The organism is Mycobacterium sp. (assembly GCF_051006775.1).
GTDB lineage: Bacteria > Actinomycetota > Actinomycetes > Mycobacteriales > Mycobacteriaceae > Mycobacterium.
This window is the reverse complement of sequence record NZ_JBPCSX010000028.1, coordinates 31,001-47,880: the sequence shown is the minus strand read 5'-3', so window position 1 is coordinate 47,880 and position 16,880 is coordinate 31,001. Positions and strand designations below refer to the sequence as shown.

The 16,880-nt window shown below is 66.5% G+C and carries 10 protein-coding genes and 1 pseudogene; 8 read left to right on the top strand and 3 right to left on the bottom strand.

From position 1 onward, the window contains the following. A partial coding sequence (locus ACR2JI_RS01920) for a ClpB D2-like domain containing protein (RefSeq protein ID WP_526387441.1) occupies positions 1 to 424 on the top strand: 424 nt, incomplete at its 5' end. 36 nt (positions 425 to 460) lie between these two features. Here the strand turns inward: ACR2JI_RS01920 and fdhD are convergent. Together fdhD and ACR2JI_RS01910 are read right to left on the bottom strand one after the other, a co-directional pair. After that, a complete protein-coding gene (gene fdhD, locus ACR2JI_RS01915; protein WP_526387439.1) occupies positions 461 to 1,282 on the bottom strand; it encodes a formate dehydrogenase accessory sulfurtransferase FdhD in 822 nt (273 codons plus the stop codon). 4 nt (positions 1,283 to 1,286) lie between these two features. Further along, positions 1,287 to 3,560 (bottom strand): FdhF/YdeP family oxidoreductase, encoded by a 2,274-nt coding sequence (locus ACR2JI_RS01910; protein ID WP_526387437.1) that lies wholly within the window; start codon positions 3,558 to 3,560, stop codon positions 1,287 to 1,289. 481 nt (positions 3,561 to 4,041) lie between these two features. Here ACR2JI_RS01910 and ACR2JI_RS01905 point away from each other — a divergent pair, with 481 nt between their 5' ends. The 6 genes and pseudogenes from ACR2JI_RS01905 (at position 4,042) to ACR2JI_RS01880 (ending at position 12,473) form a co-directional block, all read left to right on the top strand. Further along, positions 4,042 to 5,997: a 2-oxoacid:acceptor oxidoreductase subunit alpha gene (locus tag ACR2JI_RS01905; RefSeq protein WP_526387435.1), complete on the top strand. Its 1,956-nt coding sequence runs from the start codon at positions 4,042 to 4,044 to the stop codon at positions 5,995 to 5,997. Further along, on the top strand, positions 5,994 to 7,067 hold the full coding sequence (locus ACR2JI_RS01900; protein ID WP_526387433.1) for a thiamine pyrophosphate-dependent enzyme: 1,074 nt from the start codon (positions 5,994 to 5,996) through the stop codon (positions 7,065 to 7,067). The genes ACR2JI_RS01905 and ACR2JI_RS01900 overlap by 4 nt, the downstream gene beginning before the upstream one ends. Further along, entirely contained in the window at positions 7,052 to 7,642 is a 591-nt protein-coding gene (mobA, locus tag ACR2JI_RS01895) for a molybdenum cofactor guanylyltransferase (protein WP_526387450.1), read from the top strand. Before ACR2JI_RS01900 ends, mobA begins: the two co-directional genes overlap by 16 nt. Positions 7,643 to 8,202: 560 nt before the next feature. Continuing rightward, positions 8,203 to 8,436 (top strand): annotated as a pseudogene (locus ACR2JI_RS01890) (transglycosylase family protein); the annotation flags it as partial. Between the two features lie 143 nt (positions 8,437 to 8,579). After that, positions 8,580 to 9,095: a transglycosylase family protein gene (locus tag ACR2JI_RS01885; RefSeq protein WP_526387431.1), complete on the top strand. Its 516-nt coding sequence runs from the start codon at positions 8,580 to 8,582 to the stop codon at positions 9,093 to 9,095. A gap of 261 nt (positions 9,096 to 9,356) precedes the next feature. Next, positions 9,357 to 12,473 (top strand): cadherin-like domain-containing protein, encoded by a 3,117-nt coding sequence (locus ACR2JI_RS01880; protein WP_526387429.1) that lies wholly within the window; start codon positions 9,357 to 9,359, stop codon positions 12,471 to 12,473. A gap of 265 nt (positions 12,474 to 12,738) precedes the next feature. On the opposite strand, the gene ACR2JI_RS01875 is transcribed toward ACR2JI_RS01880, so the two are convergent. Then, positions 12,739 to 15,477, bottom strand: coding sequence for a helix-turn-helix transcriptional regulator (locus tag ACR2JI_RS01875; protein WP_526387427.1), 2,739 nt, complete (start codon positions 15,475 to 15,477; stop codon positions 12,739 to 12,741). Positions 15,478 to 15,533: 56 nt separating this feature from the next. Between ACR2JI_RS01875 and ACR2JI_RS01870 the strand changes: the two genes are divergently transcribed. Then, positions 15,534 to 16,790: a saccharopine dehydrogenase family protein gene (locus ACR2JI_RS01870; protein ID WP_526387425.1), complete on the top strand. Its 1,257-nt coding sequence runs from the start codon at positions 15,534 to 15,536 to the stop codon at positions 16,788 to 16,790. Positions 16,791 to 16,880 lie beyond the last annotated feature (90 nt).

The window sequence follows — 16,880 nt, the reverse complement described above, 5'->3', positions numbered from 1 at the left end:
CTTCGCCGAGGTGATGCCGGAGGATCTGATCAAGTTCGGTCTGATCCCCGAGTTCATCGGCCGGCTCCCGGTGGTCGCCTCGGTGACCAATCTGGACAAGGAATCGTTGGTCAAGATCCTCTCCGAGCCCAAGAACGCACTCGTCAAGCAGTACACCCGGCTGTTCGAGATGGACGGTGTGGAACTGGAGTTCAACGAGGACGCCCTCGATGCCATCGCCGACCAGGCGATCCATCGCGGCACCGGCGCCCGCGGCCTGCGCGCCATCATGGAGGAAGTGCTGCTGCCGGTGATGTATGACATCCCCAGCCGCGATGACGTCGCCAAGGTCGTGGTGACCAAGGAGACCGTGCAGGACAACGTGCTGCCGACCATCGTGCCGCGCAAGGCCCCGCGGTCGGAACGGCGCGACAAGAGCGCCTAGGGCCGACCAGAGCCGCCCCGGGAACAGAGTCGCGGTCTAGACGACCCGATCGGGGCGGCTGTAGACGTTCATCGAGTCACCCCGCAGGAACGCCACCAGGGTCAGCCCGGACTGCACAGCCAGATCGACCGCCAGGGACGACGGTGCCGACACCGCGGCCAGGATCGGGATGCCGGCCATCACCGCCTTCTGGGTCAGCTCGAACGATGCCCGACCGCTGACCAGCAGCACCGAACCGGCTGCCGGGATGCGCCCGTTCTCCAGCGCCCAGCCGACGACCTTGTCCACCGCGTTGTGCCGGCCGATGTCCTCGCGGACCGCCAGCATGGTGCCGTCGGCGCCGAACAGTGCGGCGCCATGCAGACCGCCGGTGGTGGCGAAGACCTTCTGCGCCGAGCGCAACTGCGCCGGCATCGCGGTCAACGCGGTCACAGACACCCTCGCCGGATCGTCGCCGGGGGAGTGACGACTACTCAGCCGGACCGCCTCCAGCGATGATTTGCCGCAGACGCCGCACGATGAGGTGGTGTAGAAGTTGCGGGTGACGTCGACGTCCGGCGCCGGTACGTCGGGGGCCAGCGTCACGTCAAGGACGTTGTAGGAGTTCACACCCTCTGAATCCGCGCCCTGGCAGTACCGCACCGTGGCGACGTCGTCGCGGCGGCTGATCAGCCCCTCGGTCAGCAGAAAACCCTGTGCCAGTTCGAAATCCGCACCGGGAGTGCGCATGGTCACCGTCACCGGGGAGCCGTTGACCCGGATCTCCAGCGGTTCCTCCACCACCAGGGTGTCGGCCTGTGTGGTGGCTGTACCGGCGCGCAGCTTGCTGACCCGTCGTCGTGCGGTTACCCGACCCACGGGGTCACACCTTCTCCAGGCGGATCACGATCGACTTCGACGCCGGCGTATTCGATCTGGCGGCAACGTGATCGAGCGGAACCAGCGCGTTGGTCTCCGGGTAGTAGGCGGCCGCGTTGCCCACCGGCGTGGAGTACGCGACGACCAGGAAGTCCTCGGCGCGACGTTCCTCGACGGTGCCGTCGGATCCGGGGAATTCCGAAACCAGGTCCACCCGATCACCCTCGGTCAGCCCGAACATCTCGATATCGGCCGGGTTGACGAACACCACCCGGCGACCGCCCTTGACCCCGCGGTAGCGATCATCGAGGCCGTAGATGGTGGTGTTGTACTGATCGTGACTGCGCATCGTCTGCAGTATCAGCCGCCCCGGCGGGACCGGAACCCACTGCAGTGGGTTGACGGCGAAGTTGGCTTTCCCTGTCGCGGTGGGGAATTCGCGGGCGTCTCGTGGGGGATGTGGCATCTGGAAGCCGTCAGGTTCCCGGACCCGGCGGTTGTAGTCCGCGCATCCTGGCACCACCGCGGCGATCGCATCGCGGATGGTGTCGTAGTCCGCGGCGAAACGCTCCCAGGGCACCGGATGCGCCGAGCCGAGCAACGCCCGCGCGAGCCGGCAGATGATCTCCACCTCGCTGCGCAGATCCGGGCTCGCCGGTTCCAGGCTGCCGCGGGAAAGGTGCACCATCGACATCGAGTCCTCGACCGACACCATCTGCTTGCGGCCGTCGATCACGTCGCGGTCGGTGCGTCCCAGGGTGGGCAGGATCAGGGCGGTGCCGCCGTGCACCGTGTGACTGCGGTTGAGCTTGGTGGAGATCTGCACCGTCAGCGCGCAATTGCGCAGTGCGGCCTCGGTGACCTCGGTGTCCGGGGTCGCCGAGGCGAAGTTGCCGCCGAGACCGATGAACACCGACGCCCGTCGGTCGCGCATGGCGCGGATCGCCTCGACGGTGTCGTACCCGTGCCGGCGCGGTGCTGTGATGCCGAACCTGCTGTCCAGCGCGGACAGCAGCGACTCCGGCGGTTTCTCCCAGATTCCCATGGTCCGGTCGCCCTGGACGTTGGAGTGGCCGCGCACCGGACATACGCCGGCGCCCGGCTTGCCCATCATGCCGCGCAGCAGCAGAACGTTGGTGATCTCGGCGATCGACGGCACCGAATGTGCGTGCTGGGTGAGGCCCATCGCCCAGCAGACGATGGTCCGCTGTGATTGCGCCAGCATCGTCGCGACCCGCTGCAACTGCTCGTGTCCGATCCCGGTGGCGGCGCACACGGTGTCGAGGTCCACTCCGCGCAGATGGGCGGCGTACTCGTCGAATCCGTGGCAGTGCGCGGCGATGAAGTCGCGGTCGATGACCGTGCCGGGTGCGCGATCCTCCGCCTCGAGCAGCAGTCGGCCCACCCCTTGGAACAGGGCCATGTCACCGCCGAGTCGGATCTGCACGAACTCGTCGGCGATCGGCGTCCCGCCGCCGGCCACACCGCGCACCTTCTGCGGGTTCTTGAAGCGGATCAACCCGGCCTCGGGCAGCGGGTTGACCGCGATGATCCGCGCGCCGTTGGCCTTGGCCCGCTCCAGGACGGTCAGCATGCGGGGGTGGTTGGTGCCGGGGTTCTGCCCGGCGATGACGATGAGATCGGCGTGCTCGATATCGGGCACCGTCACCGATCCCTTGCCGATGCCGATCGACTCGGACAGCGCGGTGCCGGAGGACTCGTGGCACATGTTGGAGCAGTCCGGCATGTTGTTGGTGCCGAAGCTGCGCACCATGAGTTGGTAGAGGAACGCGGCCTCGTTGCTGGTGCGGCCGGAGGTGTAGAACACCGCTTCATCGGGGCTGCCCAGGGCGTTGAGATGCTCGGCGATCAGTAGGTACGCCTCGTCCCAACTGATCGGCGTGTAGCGGTCCGCGCCCGGCCGGAGCACCACCGGGTGGGTGAGCCGGCCCTGCTGGGACAGCCAGAACTCCGGCCGGCCGGCCAGGTCGCTGACCGGATGCCGATCGAAGAACGCCTGTGTGACGGTGCGGCGGGTGGCCTCCTCGGCGACGGCCTTGGCACCGTTCTCGCAGAACTCGGCCAGGTGTCGCCCACCCGGGGCCTCCGGCCATGCGCAGCCCGGGCAGTCGAAACCGTCCTGCTGGTTGATCTTGGCCAGCGTTTCGGCCGTGCGCGCCACGCCCATCTGGTCGAGGCTGCGCCGCAAGCCGGTCAGCACGCCGGGAACGCCGGCGGCGGCTGTTCCAGAAGGCCGAACCGTGATGCCTTCCTCCATGGACTCAATCTAGGCGAGGGAGCTATCGCCCGCGGTGACTGACGTCTCACGAATCCGTCCCAACCGAACATCGTGGTGACACTGCAGTGGCGCGTTCGGCATCGAAGGTTCCTACGGTGAGGTCACGGGCCCACGGGAGGCAGTGGGATGTCATCGCCTCGCCACCGTTGAGAACGGGGCCAAACTCGATCCGGCGGTCGGCCGATGATCGCTGGCCGCTTCCCACTAGGAGATGCCGTTCGTTCTCTGAGCCGACCGAATTCTTATGATTCACTGACGCCCGAACGTGACCAACGACACATCAGCGTGCCCGTTGTGATGATGGCAGGTGCCGTGAACAGGACTTTCTCCTGCCGAGCCGCGGCGTGTCCCCGATACGCCGAGGCCTGGCTTGCCTAAGAAAGTGCAATAATCGGTACCGCGAGTGACAGCAATTGCGGCGGTCAAGCCCGCGTGCGTGGAATCCGCCCGGGGGTCCCCGATGAAAGGCGTGCGCGTGGGTCCGAACGGTGGCGCGACTACCGGTAATCGTCAGCGGGTCGAGAAGGTTGTCATCCGGTTCGCCGGAGACTCCGGAGACGGTATGCAACTCACCGGAGACCGCTTCACCGCCGAGGCTGCACTGTTCGGCAATGACCTTGCGACACAACCGAATTACCCTGCCGAGATCCGCGCCCCCCAGGGCACGCTGCCCGGGGTTTCGTCATTCCAGATCCAGATCGCCGACTTCGACATCCTGACCGCCGGCGACCGCCCGGACGTGCTCGTCGCGATGAATCCGGCCGCACTGAAGGCCAATATCGACGACCTGCCCCGCGGTGGGCTGATCATCGTCAACACCGACGAGTTCACCAAACGCAATCTCGCCAAGGTCGGCTACGACGCCAATCCGCTGGAGTCCGGGGAGCTGTCCGACTACGTGGTGCAGGGGGTGGCGATGACCGCACTGACCCTGGGTGCGGTGGAGCCGGTCGGCGCCTCCAAGAAGGACGGCGAGCGCGCCAAGAACATGTTCGCCCTCGGGCTGCTGTCCTGGATGTACAGCCGCCCGATCGAGGCCAGCGAGACCTTCATCCGGGAGAAATTCGCCCGCAAGCCCGACGTCGCCGAAATCAACGTGCTGGCGCTGCGTGCCGGGTGGAACTACGGGGAGACCACCGAAGCTTTCGCGACCGTCTACGAGGTCGCGCGGGCCAAGCTGCCGGCCGGCGAATACCGCCAGATCTCCGGTAACACCGCGCTGTCCTACGGGATCGTCGCGGCCGGCCAGCTCGCCGGCGTCCAGGTCGTCCTCGGCAGTTACCCGATAACCCCGGCGTCGGACATCCTGCACGAGTTGTCCAAGCACAAGAACTTCAACGTCATGACCTTCCAGGCCGAAGACGAGATCGCCGGCATCGGCGCGGCCATCGGCGCGTCCTACGGCGGCGCACTGGGTGTCACCAGCACATCGGGACCGGGTGTGGCGCTGAAGTCGGAGTTCATCGGACTCGCGGTGATGACCGAACTACCGCTGCTCGTCATCGACGTGCAACGCGGTGGTCCGTCCACCGGGTTGCCCACCAAGACCGAGCAGGCCGACCTGCTGCAGGCGATGTTCGGACGTAACGGCGAGTCGCCGGTCGCGGTACTGTCCGCAAGCACGCCCTCGGACTGCTTCGATGTCGCCGTCGAGGCTGTCCGGATCGCGCTGACCTACCGGACCCCGGTGATTCTGCTGTCCGACGGCGCGATCGCCAACGGTTCCGAGCCGTGGCGCGTTCCCGACGTCAGCACGCTGGCACCCATTGATCCGGCGTTCGCCGTCGGGGGGCAGGACTTCGAGCCCTACGCCCGCGATCCGCTGACACTGGCCCGCCAGTTCGCGGTGCCCGGGACGCCGGGTCTGGAACACCGGATCGGCGGGCTGGAGAAGGCCAACGGTTCGGGCAACATCTCCTATGACCCCGATAACCACGACCTCATGGTCCGTCTGCGGCAGGCCAAGATCGACGGTATCGAGATCCCCGATGTCTCCGTCGATGACCCGACCGGTGACGCTGAACTCCTCCTCGTCGGTTGGGGCAGCTCCTTCGGGCCTATCGGCGAGGCCTGCCGGCGGGCCCGACGCCGCGGTATCAAGGTCGCACACGTCCAGCTGCGGCACCTGAACCCGTTGCCGCCCAATCTCGGAGACGTGCTGCGGCGCTACCCGAAAGTCGTTGCGCCGGAGATGAACCTGGGCCAGATGGCGTTGCTGCTACGCGGCAAGTATCTGGTCGATGTGCAGTCGGTCACCAAAGTGAAGGGCATGGCCTTCCTCGCCGATGAGCTCGAGTCGGTGATCGACGCGGCGTTGGATGGAACGCTGAACGAAAAGCTCAGCGAGAGAGACAATCTGGTCCGGCTCGCGGCTGTCACCGTGAGCCCGGATGTGAGCGCGGGAGTGAACGCATGACCGATCTCATCGGAGCCGACCTGAATCTCACCGTCTCGAAGAACGCCGGGGTTCCCACCACCGATCAGCCGATGAAGGCCAAGGACTTCGCCAGCGATCAAGAGGTGCGTTGGTGCCCGGGCTGCGGTGACTACGTCATCCTCAACACGATCCGGAACTTTCTGCCGGAGTTGGGATTACGTCGCGAGAACATCGCGTTCATCAGCGGCATCGGCTGCTCCAGCCGCTTCCCCTACTACCTGGAGACCTACGGGTTCCACTCCATCCACGGCCGGGCGCCGACGGTGGCGACCGGCCTGGCTCTGGCCCGCCCCGACCTCTCGGTCTGGGTGGTCACCGGCGACGGCGACGCACTGTCCATCGGTGGCAACCACCTGATTCATGCGCTGCGCCGCAATGTGAACCTGACAATCCTGCTGTTCAACAACCGCATCTACGGGCTCACCAAGGGTCAGTATTCGCCGACCTCGGAGGTGGGCAAGATCACCAAGTCCACCCCGATGGGCTCACTGGACCAGCCGTTCAATCCGGTGTCGGTGGCACTGGGTGCTGAGGCGACGTTCGTGGCGCGGGCGCTGGACTCCGATCGCAAGGGCCTCTCGGAGGTGCTGCGGGCGGCGGCGGCGCACCGTGGCGCTGCCCTGGTCGAGATCATGCAGGACTGCCCGATCTTCAACGACGGGTCCTTCGACGCGCTGCGTAAGGAAGGCGCCGAGGATCGCCTGATCAATGTCCGCCACGGTGAGCCGATCGTCTTCGGCGCCAATGGCGAGTACTGCGTCGTACAGACCGGTTTCGGCCTGGACGTGGCCAAGACCGCCAACGTCTCGGCCGATCAGATCGTCGTTCACGACGCTCATGCGGACAGCCCGGCGTACGCCTTCGCACTGTCCCGGCTCAGCGATCAGAACCTCGAACACACCGTGATGGGCGTTTTCCGCCAGGTCAACCGGCCGGCTTATGACGACGAGGCCCGCGAGCAGATCGCCGCCGCCCAGCAGCGCGCTCCGCATGACCGGGCCGCCCTGCAAGCACTGGTGCGCGGCCGCGATACCTGGACCGTCGCCTGAGCGCTGCGCTGGCCGCTGTGGTGCTGGCCGGTGGCGCATCCCGGCGGATGGGCCGGGACAAGGCGACGATGGACCATCCCGGACCTGGACCCCGGGTGACGATGGTCGAACATGTGGTTTCCGTCGTCGCGGCCCGCTGCGCACCGGTGTTCGTCGTCGCGGCCCCCGGACAGACGTTGCCGGACCTGCCCGACGCTCAGGTACTTCGTGACGACGTCGGCGGAGTCGGTCCGCTGCTGGCGACCGGTAGGGGACTGGCTGCGGCCGCTGCCGCGGGTTGTGACCGGGCGTTCGTCTGCGCGGTGGACATGCCCTACCTGACCGCGGCGCTGATCGATGAGCTGTCGGAGTACGTAGGCGTCGATGTGGTGCTGCCCTGGGACGGCCGTGACCACTACCTGGCCGGCATCTACCGGACCGGGCTGGCTGGCGGGATCGACGCCCTGGTCGGCGCCGGCCGGCGCAGCATGCGCGCATTGACCGACACCGTCGTCACCCAGCGGGTGGTGCTGGGGCCAACCCGCGCGCTGGTCAACCTCAACACCGAGGCCGACGTCCGTCGTGGCTCGACCTAGCGGACCAATTTCGAATTCATTTCGGCAGTAATTCCAGGTAGGTACGGTGCCGGCCAATTTCCGTCTGATAACGATGTGATTGATGTTACTAATGTGACTTACAGCAGTGTGACCCAGATCACAAATAGGGTGTGATATAGGTCACTCTGGCATCGCCGCGGTCATTATTTTGGCTGCTGGGGAAACGCCGGTCCCACCTGCGCCTACCCGGGAGGGCGACCGGCCGTGATCGCTCCGTTATCTGCGCGATATCGGCGTGTCATTGACGTGACTTACCCCAATGCCCTCCGTAGCGTCCTACTAGTTCCGTGCGGGAACCAAACAATTCCAGATTACGAACCCTGCGGGTGAGCAGGGGGTCGGGAGCGCCCGGCGAAGTCGGGAGCGCTGATCCCCACTGCTGTGCCAGACCGAGACGGCACGGCCCCGGGACGCTACAACCCGGCACACGCACGGCGAAAGGAAGAATTTTGAAGAACCTCCGCAACACCCTGGCTCTGACGGCACTCGCTGGTGCGATGGCTGTGGCTCCGATCGCTCTGGGCGCCGGCACCGCGAATGCCGACAGCGTCAACTGGGACGCCGTCGCGGCCTGCGAGTCCGGTGGCAACTGGGCGATCAATACCGGTAACGGCTACTACGGCGGGCTGCAGTTCTCCCCGGGCACCTGGCGCGCCAACGGTGGCGCCGGTATGCCGAACCAGGCCTCGCGGGAGGAGCAGATCCGGGTCGCGGAGAACGTTCTGCGCACCCAGGGCATCGGTGCATGGCCGACCTGCGGTCGCCGCGGCTAGACCCGCTCTGACATGCTGCTTTAAGGGTGGCGCCGGAGAAATCCGGCGCCACCCTTTTTTCTGTGCCCGGTTCTTACAAATTTCTCATCAATCTCAAGTGTCCCTTCTGTAACAACTCGGCGGAATGCTGCGATTCCCATCACATGAACATCCGCCGCGCGTTCGCCCTCGTCGCAATGGTCCTCGGCATGGCCTTCGGGGCCTTCCTCTTCGGCACCGGCACCGCCTCCGCCGACAGCGGCGTGAACTGGGACGCCATCGCCAAGTGCGAGTCGGGCGGCAACTGGGCGATCAACACCGGTAACGGCTACTACGGCGGCCTGCAGTTCAGCCCCGCGACCTGGACCGCCAACGGCGGCACCGGGATGCCGAATCAGGCTTCGCGTGAGGAGCAGATCCGGGTCGCCGAGAACGTCTTCAAGACCCAGGGCATCGGCGCCTGGCCGACCTGCGGCGCCAAGGCCGGTGCGCTGACCCCCGGAGTGATCTCGGTGTCCAACACCGGTGGCGCGGCCACTACGGTCCCTGCGTCGGCCCCCGTCACAGCACAGTGCTCCGGCCTCGGCCGCGGCCCGCTCGGCCTGGTCGACTGGGGCAGCGTCTGCCGCGGCTTCGCCGATCCCGGCCGGGCGGTCGCCGCAGCCTTCGGCATGGCCTGACCCGTGCTGCAACAAGGGTTTCCCCCGTATCGCGGAGTCGCTATCGCTGATTAGCGTTGGATCGTGGCGAGGCGTTGCCGTCGGATAGAACCCTGCGCGTGGCTCGGAGCCGGTGTGTTCGTCATCGCGATGGGAGCCGCCGCAGCCGCCGGATCCGGCCAGGCGCAGGCCGATGGCGGACAGTCGGGGGATGGTTCAACCGCGCGTCCGGCGAACCCCGGCCCTCGTGAGACGCGTGTGCCGGGCGCCAAAACTCGGCGGGTGAACAGTGCGAGACCGGACCTGCCGAAGCTGAATCCGGACTCTGTGCGCCCCGCACCTTCGGTGAAATACGAACCGGAGAGCAACGTCCGGGATGGCACTGTCGTGTCCGGCCGTGTGGATCTGGGTGATGTCGCGACTGTCGCGGTGTCCAACACGCTTGCCGTCTCGCCAGGTGTCTCAGCCCGGTGGCACCGAGGCCCCCGGATCGACGCCCCACCCTCCCGCGGTTCGGTGAAGGTCAATCCGGACGGCACCTTTAGCTACATCGCTGATGAGAGCCTGGCTCGCACGGGAGGCGGGGACGCTTTCACCGTCACTGTGACCGATTGGCTGGGACGATCGACATTCGTTCCGGTCGATGTGGTGGTCAACAGCACGTCACCGAATGGTGGATATACCGCCATCGGCTCCGACAATGGGCTCACTCGTGGAGCCGTTATCGGCGGTGACAGTCAACAGACTCTGAATTACAGCATCGCGACTGGTCCCGAGAAGGGAACGGTGCAGCTGGACGCGGTCACCGGGCAGTTCACCTATGCGCCGAACCTGAGCGCACGTCATCATGCCGCCGCCAACGGCGCCACCTTGGCAGACCTTGCCGACTCGTTCACCATCAAGGTCAGCGGTGGGCGAGGGGGTTCTTATCACGTACCCGTCGGCATTGCCCTCGAGCCCTACAACACCACTCCGGTTTTCAACGTGGTCTCCGTTGGCTCGAACGTCATCAACGGCTCAGTGGCAGCTGCCGTCGTTGCCTACGATGCTGACAGCGACGGCCTCTTGTTCACCGTGGCCCGCGGACCGGCTTTCGGATCGCTGACGACCACCCCGACGGCACCATTATCGAGCGGCGAAACCGCAGTGTTCGACTACGTCCCTACGGACGCGGCACGTGGTGCCGCGATGCGGGGTGGTCCGGACGAGGACACGTTCACCGTGACGGTCGACGACCGACACGGTGGACTGGTCGTCGCAGTGGTCTCCGTACCGATCAGCCCGGCCAACGCCGATCCCGTTGCGAACGTGAACGTTTCCGGGATTTCAACGAACGGCGCAGTGACGGCCTCGGTCGACGGACAGGATCCAGACGGTGACGATCTCACGTACACCGTGACGGCTGGGCCGGCCTTCGGCTCGATTTCGCAGGCCTCGGTGAGCGTGGCTTCATCGCAGTTCGTTTACACCCCGACGGCCACGGCGCGCCACGCCGTAGTCGCGGGCGGGCCCGGTGTCGATACATTTGTGGTGCGCGTCCGCGATGCATTTGGTGGGTTCGTCGATGTGCCGGTGGCGGTGCCTATCGAGGCGGCCAATGCGCACCCGATTGGTGCCTTCGCCGCCGGCAATCCAGATGCGGGCAGTGGAGCGGTATCCGGGTCGGCGATCGCCACGGATGCCGATGGGGACGTTCTGGCGTATGCGCTCAGTAATGGCCCGGCTTACGGGACGGTGTCGGTCAATGCCGTCACGGGTGCGTTCGTGTATACGCCGACCGTCATGGCGCGTCATGGCGCGTCCGGGGGCGGACCGGCTGTGGACGGTTTTACCGTGCGGGTCACCGACGGCTTCGGCGGATCGGCTGATGTACCGGTCACGGTGGCCATCGGGCCCGCCAACGCCAATCCGACCGGTTCCTTCACTGCGGGCAATCCGGACGTCGGCAGCGGAGCGGTGACTGGCGCGGTCCTCGGAGCCGACGCCGATGGAGATGCCTTGGCCTATCTGATGACCGGTTCTCCGGTCAACGGCTCGGTGTCGCTGAACGTCGTTACCGGTGCGTTCGTCTACATCCCGACCGGGGTCGCGCGGCATGCAGCGGCCGCCGCCCCAGCGGCTATGGACGGTTTCACGGTCCGCATCAGTGACGGATTCGGCGGTTCGGTCGATGTGGCGGTGGCGGTGGCAATCGGGTCATCCAACGCGAATCCAACCGCTTCCTTCACTGCCGGCAGTGCGGATGCGGGCAGTGGGGTGGTCACCGGGTCGGTCACCGCGACCGATACTGACGGGGACGTTCTGTCGTACGGGTTGCTGAGCGGTCCCGGCAATGGGTCAGTAACGATCAATGCTGCGACTGGCGCGTTTGATTACACCCCGACGTCTGCCGCGCGCCAATCCGCGGCCGCTGCGGGCCCGACAACCGACTCGTTCACGGTGGCCATCACCGACGGGCATGGCGGTACGGTCAATCAGTTGGTGTCGGTGCCCATCGCGCCTATCGCCGGTTGCCTCGGTTGCGCATTCGTTGCGAGTTCCGCCTCAAACACTGTGACCGCCATCGATACCGACACCAATACCGTCGTGGCGAGCATTCCTTTTGGATCCGGCCCTTTCGGTGTCGTGTTCAACCCGGCCGGCACCCTCGTCTACGTCTCTAATGACGGAGCCAACACCGTCTCAGTCATCGACGCGATGACCAATACGTTGGTTAGAACAATCACCGTTGGATCCAACGCGAGGGGTATCGCCATCACTCCGGATGGCAACCGCGTGTACGTCACCAACCGGGGGTCCAACACCGTGTCGGTAATCAGCACCGCCACCAATACGGTCATCGCCACCATCCCTGTCGGTTCCTACCCGAACTCGGTGGCGGTCAGTCCGGATGGAAGTCGGGCCTACGTTAACAACTATTTCTCGAACAGCGTTTCGGTGATCAACGTCGCCACTAATGCGGTCACCGCCACTATCGCGGTAGGGGGGATGCCGTTTGGCGTGGCGGTCAATCCTGCGGGAACGCGTGCATATGTCGCCAATCAGGGCGGCGGCGTATCGGTCATCGACACCTCGACCAACACCGTCTCCACTACCATCGCCGTCGGTTCCGGACCTTTTGCGGTGACGTTCAACCCCAGCGGCACCCGCGCCTACGTCACCAACCACTTTGCCGGCACGGTCTCGGTGATCAACACGGCAACCAACTCCGTGACTTCCACAATCACCGTCGGAACTAATCCATCCGGCGTGGGCGTCAGTCCGGACGGCAGCCGCCTCTACGTCGCCGTCGGCGGCAACCCGAGTTCGGTGAAGGTCATCGACACTGCGACCAATGCCCTTATCAGCAGCTTCGCCGTCGCCAATGGTCCGTCCATTCTGGCGATGAGTCCGCTGTGAACGGCGACCGGTAACCGCGGGCGTTGTCTACGTAGCCATCGGCTTCGTCGGAAAGCTCACCTGTTACATGTCGCGATGGCGGGTGGCAAGGCCGAAATCGCCCTAGCCGGCCGCTTGCCGGAGAAACTGCCGCGGTCCGCGCCACCCTCAGACCGAGCGCCCGAGAGTGACCCATCCTGGCCGTCGACGCCCGCCCCTAAGCCGGCGGTGCCACCCAGAGCCGGAGCACAACATCCGAGCAGCGCTCAGTCCGCTGTAGCTGGTGTCAGCCTTTCATCAAACGCTCAGCCAGCTGAGCCCGTGACCGGATACCGAGCTTTCGGTAGGTGTTGGACAGATGCATCTCGACGGTCTTCTCGGAGAGGAACATGGCCGCGGCGATCTGCCGGTTGGTCAGCCCGGCGACGGCATGCTCGGCCACCTGTCGTTCGGAGTCGGTGAGGGCCGCCCCCGGCCTCCGCGCGGTCAACCGCGACAACTCACTGTGCGCCCGCTGCGCCCATAGCGGGCTGTCCAGTTCGTCAAAGACTGCGGCGGCCCGGCTCAGATTCTCGCGGGCAGCTGTGGTCCGGCGCCGGCGGCGCTGCAACTGGCCCAGCAGCAACTGGGTGCGTGCGCGCTCGAAGGGCATCGGAAGTCGGTCGTGATGCGCGAGCGCCGCTTCCGCCGCCGCGATGGCGCCATCGAGGTTTCCCTCGGCGGCATGCACCAATGCCCGACACCGGGCCCCGACCGCCAGCATCCACGGCCTGTCGTGTCGCGCGCCGTTGGTCTCTACTGCGGCCACCAACGGCTCTGATTCTCCACCTCGTCCGGTCGCCGTCAGAGCCTCGACCGCATCCGGTATCCAGCCGCCGGCCATGATCTCGGTGTCGTGCTCCGGGTCGAACTTCGTCAGCAATGGCGCCAGCGTCTCGAGGGCACTGTCGTAGCCTCCGTCGGAAACCTGCGCGAACGCGAGGCTCATCAGCGGGGGATCTGCGAGATAGCCCAGTCCCACGGCGGTGGCGCGAGTGGTGGCGTATTCGGCCGCCGCCCGCGCATCCTGAAGTCGGCCGCGGTAAGCCGCGGCGTGGGCGACTGCGGTGTGCGCGGTAATCAGGGGCAGCTCACCGCCGATCTGGCGGGCCAGCTTGAGGGCGTCTGTCGCCAGGCGCTGTGCATCGCCGTAACGGCCCGCGGCCACCTCGATCCAGGTGAGTTGCTCGACGGCCCACAGCACGTCGAGTTCGGTGCCGCGCTCCTCGCAGCTGCGCCGTACATCGGTCAGCGCATCGCGCGCTACGTCGAGCCGGCCGGTCCAGGCGCAGTTCATCGCGTGGACGGGCGTGGGCCGCAACATGATCGGCGCGTCGAGATCGGGATCCTCGATCTCCAACGCGGCTTGCAGGGCCTCGGTATCGGTACCCAGCCCATACATGAAGCTGACGTGGGACCACAAGGACAGCGCCTGGCTCTTGAGTTCGGGCAACCCGAGGGCTTCGGCGTCTGCACGTGCGCGGCGGGCATCCTCGACGCACGTCGCCATATCGCCGCTGATTCCAGTGGCAAGCGACAGCAGCACTAGGGCCTGGGTGCGCAGTGTCGGCATGTCCTCGGCCTCTTGCACGGCGCGGCGGAACAGCCCGATTGTGCTCGCGACTCCCTCCCCGTAGCCCCGCACCGCCGCGAGCAGCATCAGGCCGACCGCCCGCAGCAGGCCGGCCGGCAGATCTTCGATGATCGGTGCAAGAAGTGCGTCTGCTTCATCGAGGGCGCCGGCACGAAAGTGGTACTCGGCTCCGCGTAGCCGTCGCATCTCGTTGTCACCGCCGCTCCTGAGCGCCAAACCGACCAGTTCCGCGGCAGTGCTGAACGCCCCCCGCGCAGCTGCGTTTTCGGCTGCGGCATCCAGTGCTGCGAGAGTTTCCGGATCGGCGAACGGGCTGCTGAAAGCCAGGTGACGGGCGCGCTGCTCAGGGTCGCCGACCACATCGGCAAGTCGGCGGTGTGCGCGGCGCCGCATCGCTGGGTCGGCACCGGTGGCTATTCCGGACATGATCAGCGGGTGGGTGAAACGGATGCGGGGCCCCTCGAAACCAAGCACTCCGCGGCTTTCCATCGGCTGGAGGACTTCGACAATGTCAGCCGGTGTGCGACCAGTTGCCGCCGCGATGATCTCCACGCTGGGTTCGAAGGCGGCCGCAGCCGTGGCCAAGACCTCTGCGGCTGCCGCATCCACCGCACCGACGCGCTCGCGGACAAGTTCGGTCAGTGTGGGGGGCAACGACGTCCGGTCGTTGCCGGCGTCGAGAAAGCGGGCGAGTTCCAGGGCGTAGAACGGATTCCCGTCCGAAACCGCGTAGATGTGCTGCAGGACCGGCCGCGCCGGAAACTCTCCGGCGCGCTGGGCGATCACTGCGCTCAGATCTTCAAGGGGCATCGGCCCCATGGTCAGTTGAGTCAGCGCTTGCGGATCGGGCGGGTTCACCCACGACCGGTCCTGCCCACGGGGTCCGGCGCCGCGGTAGGCCGCCAGCACGGCCACCGGACCGGTGAGCCGGCGCACCGCGAATCCGAGCGCACGGCGGCTGGTCTCATCGAGCCACTGGGCGTCGTCGATCACGATCAGCACGGGGGAGATCTGGCTCATCTGCCGCAGGGCCGCGCCGAACGCCGCCGCGACGAGTCGTTCACCGCCACCAGGCTCACCAGCCTGTACTGCTTGCAGTGTCTGCTGATGCAGCGGCGACAACCCCGCGCGCACGGAACTGTCGATGGGTGCAACCAGATCGCTGAACGCGGCCCACGCCAGCGAGACCTCCGCGGCCGCCCCGGAGGTCGTCAACACCGCGAACCCGGCCAAAGCGGCTTTCTCGGCAGCGGCACGACACAGGGTGGTCTTACCGATGCCCGGTTCGCCGTCGATGATCAACGCTGCCGACGAATCACGTGCGTTGTCCAGCAGCCTGCTGATCAGTCCCAACTCGGCGTCGCGGCCGACGACCAGCCCCACGCTGGGCATTATTCACCCCACGACCTTGCCTCGTGGCGCAATTCGGTGGGCGGTAGGTTTGCGCAATGACCGCAGCCAAACGCGAGTTCGACATCATTGTGTATGGGGCCACCGGATTCGTCGGCAAGCTGACCGCCGAGTATCTGGCCACAGCCGGCGGGACGGCCAGGATCGCGCTCGCCGGCCGGTCGCCGGACAAACTCGCGGCCGTGCGCGCCGCTCTGCCCGAGGCCGCGCGCGGCTGGCCGATCCTGACCGTCGACGCCGATAAGCCCGCCACGCTGAAAGACATGGCCGCCCGCACCCGGGTCGTCATCACCACCGTCGGCCCCTACAGCAAATACGGACTGCCGTTGGTGGCCGCGTGCGCGGACGCCGGCACCGACTACGCCGACCTGACCGGTGAGGCGATGTTCGTCCGGCGCAGCATCGATGACTTCCACAAACAGGCCGTCGACACCAAGGCCCGGATCGTGCACGCCTGCGGATTCGACTCGGTCCCGTCGGATATGACGGTCTACGAATTGTTCCGGCGCGCCAAGCAGGACGGCGCCGGGGATCTCGGCGACACCGACTACGTGCTGCGCGCGTTCTCCGGCGGGGTGTCCGGCGGCACCATCGCCTCGATGATCGAGGTATTCCGGGCGGCCTCGGGTGACCCCGACACCCGCAAACTTCTCGAGGATCCCTACACGCTGTCCGGTGACCGGGGTGCGGAGCCGGAATTCGGCGCCCAGCCCGACGTCGCCCGGCGGCGCGGCAGCGAGATCGCTCCGGAACTCGCCGGGGTGTGGGCGGCCGGGTTCGTGATGGCGATGTACAACACCCGCATCGTGCGGCGTAGTAACGCGCTACTGGACTACGCCTACGGCCGGCGGTTCCGCTACGCCGAGTACATGAGTGTGGGTCCGTCGGTGCTGGCGCCCGTCACCGCTGCTGTCACCACCGCTGCCACCGCTGCCAGCGCGGTCCTGGGCAGCCGGTTCTTCCGGCTGCTGCCGCGACGGCTGGTGGAACGGGTCGCGCCCAAGCCCGGCACCGGCCCCAGCGACGAGGTGCGCGAGAACGGTTACTACCGGGTCGAGACCTATACGACCACCAGCACCGGTGCCCGCTACGTCGCCACCATGTCCCAGAGCGGCGACCCCGGCTACAAGGCGACAGCCGCCATGCTCGGGGAGTGCGGCCTGGCGCTGGCGCTGGACCGGGACAAGCTCCCGGAGATCTACGGTGTGCTGACCCCGGCAGCCGCCATGGGAGATGCGCTGCTGGCGCGCTTCCCGGCGGCCGGGATCTCGCTGGAATCGGCCAAGCTGAACTGACCGGGCACTAACTCGCTGTCAGCATAAAGGGGTGCGCCCGGCGAACGGGTGCGACTACTGTCGGTTCCGTTCGTGCAACTCCAGCAAAGG

Excerpts from the sequence above, each read along its gene's own strand:
- ACR2JI_RS01910 (WP_526387437.1), bottom strand. The coding sequence starts at position 3,560 with ATGGAGGAAGGCATCACGGTTCGGCCTTCTGGAACAGCCGCCGCCGGC.
- ACR2JI_RS01870 (WP_526387425.1), top strand. The coding sequence starts at position 15,534 with ATGACCGCAGCCAAACGCGAGTTCGACATCATTGTGTATGGGGCCACC.
- ACR2JI_RS01885 (WP_526387431.1), top strand. The coding sequence starts at position 8,580 with ATGAACATCCGCCGCGCGTTCGCCCTCGTCGCAATGGTCCTCGGCATG.
- ACR2JI_RS01875 (WP_526387427.1), bottom strand. The coding sequence starts at position 15,477 with ATGCCCAGCGTGGGGCTGGTCGTCGGCCGCGACGCCGAGTTGGGACTG.
- ACR2JI_RS01900 (WP_526387433.1), top strand. The coding sequence starts at position 5,994 with ATGACCGATCTCATCGGAGCCGACCTGAATCTCACCGTCTCGAAGAAC.
- ACR2JI_RS01905 (WP_526387435.1), top strand. The coding sequence starts at position 4,042 with ATGAAAGGCGTGCGCGTGGGTCCGAACGGTGGCGCGACTACCGGTAAT.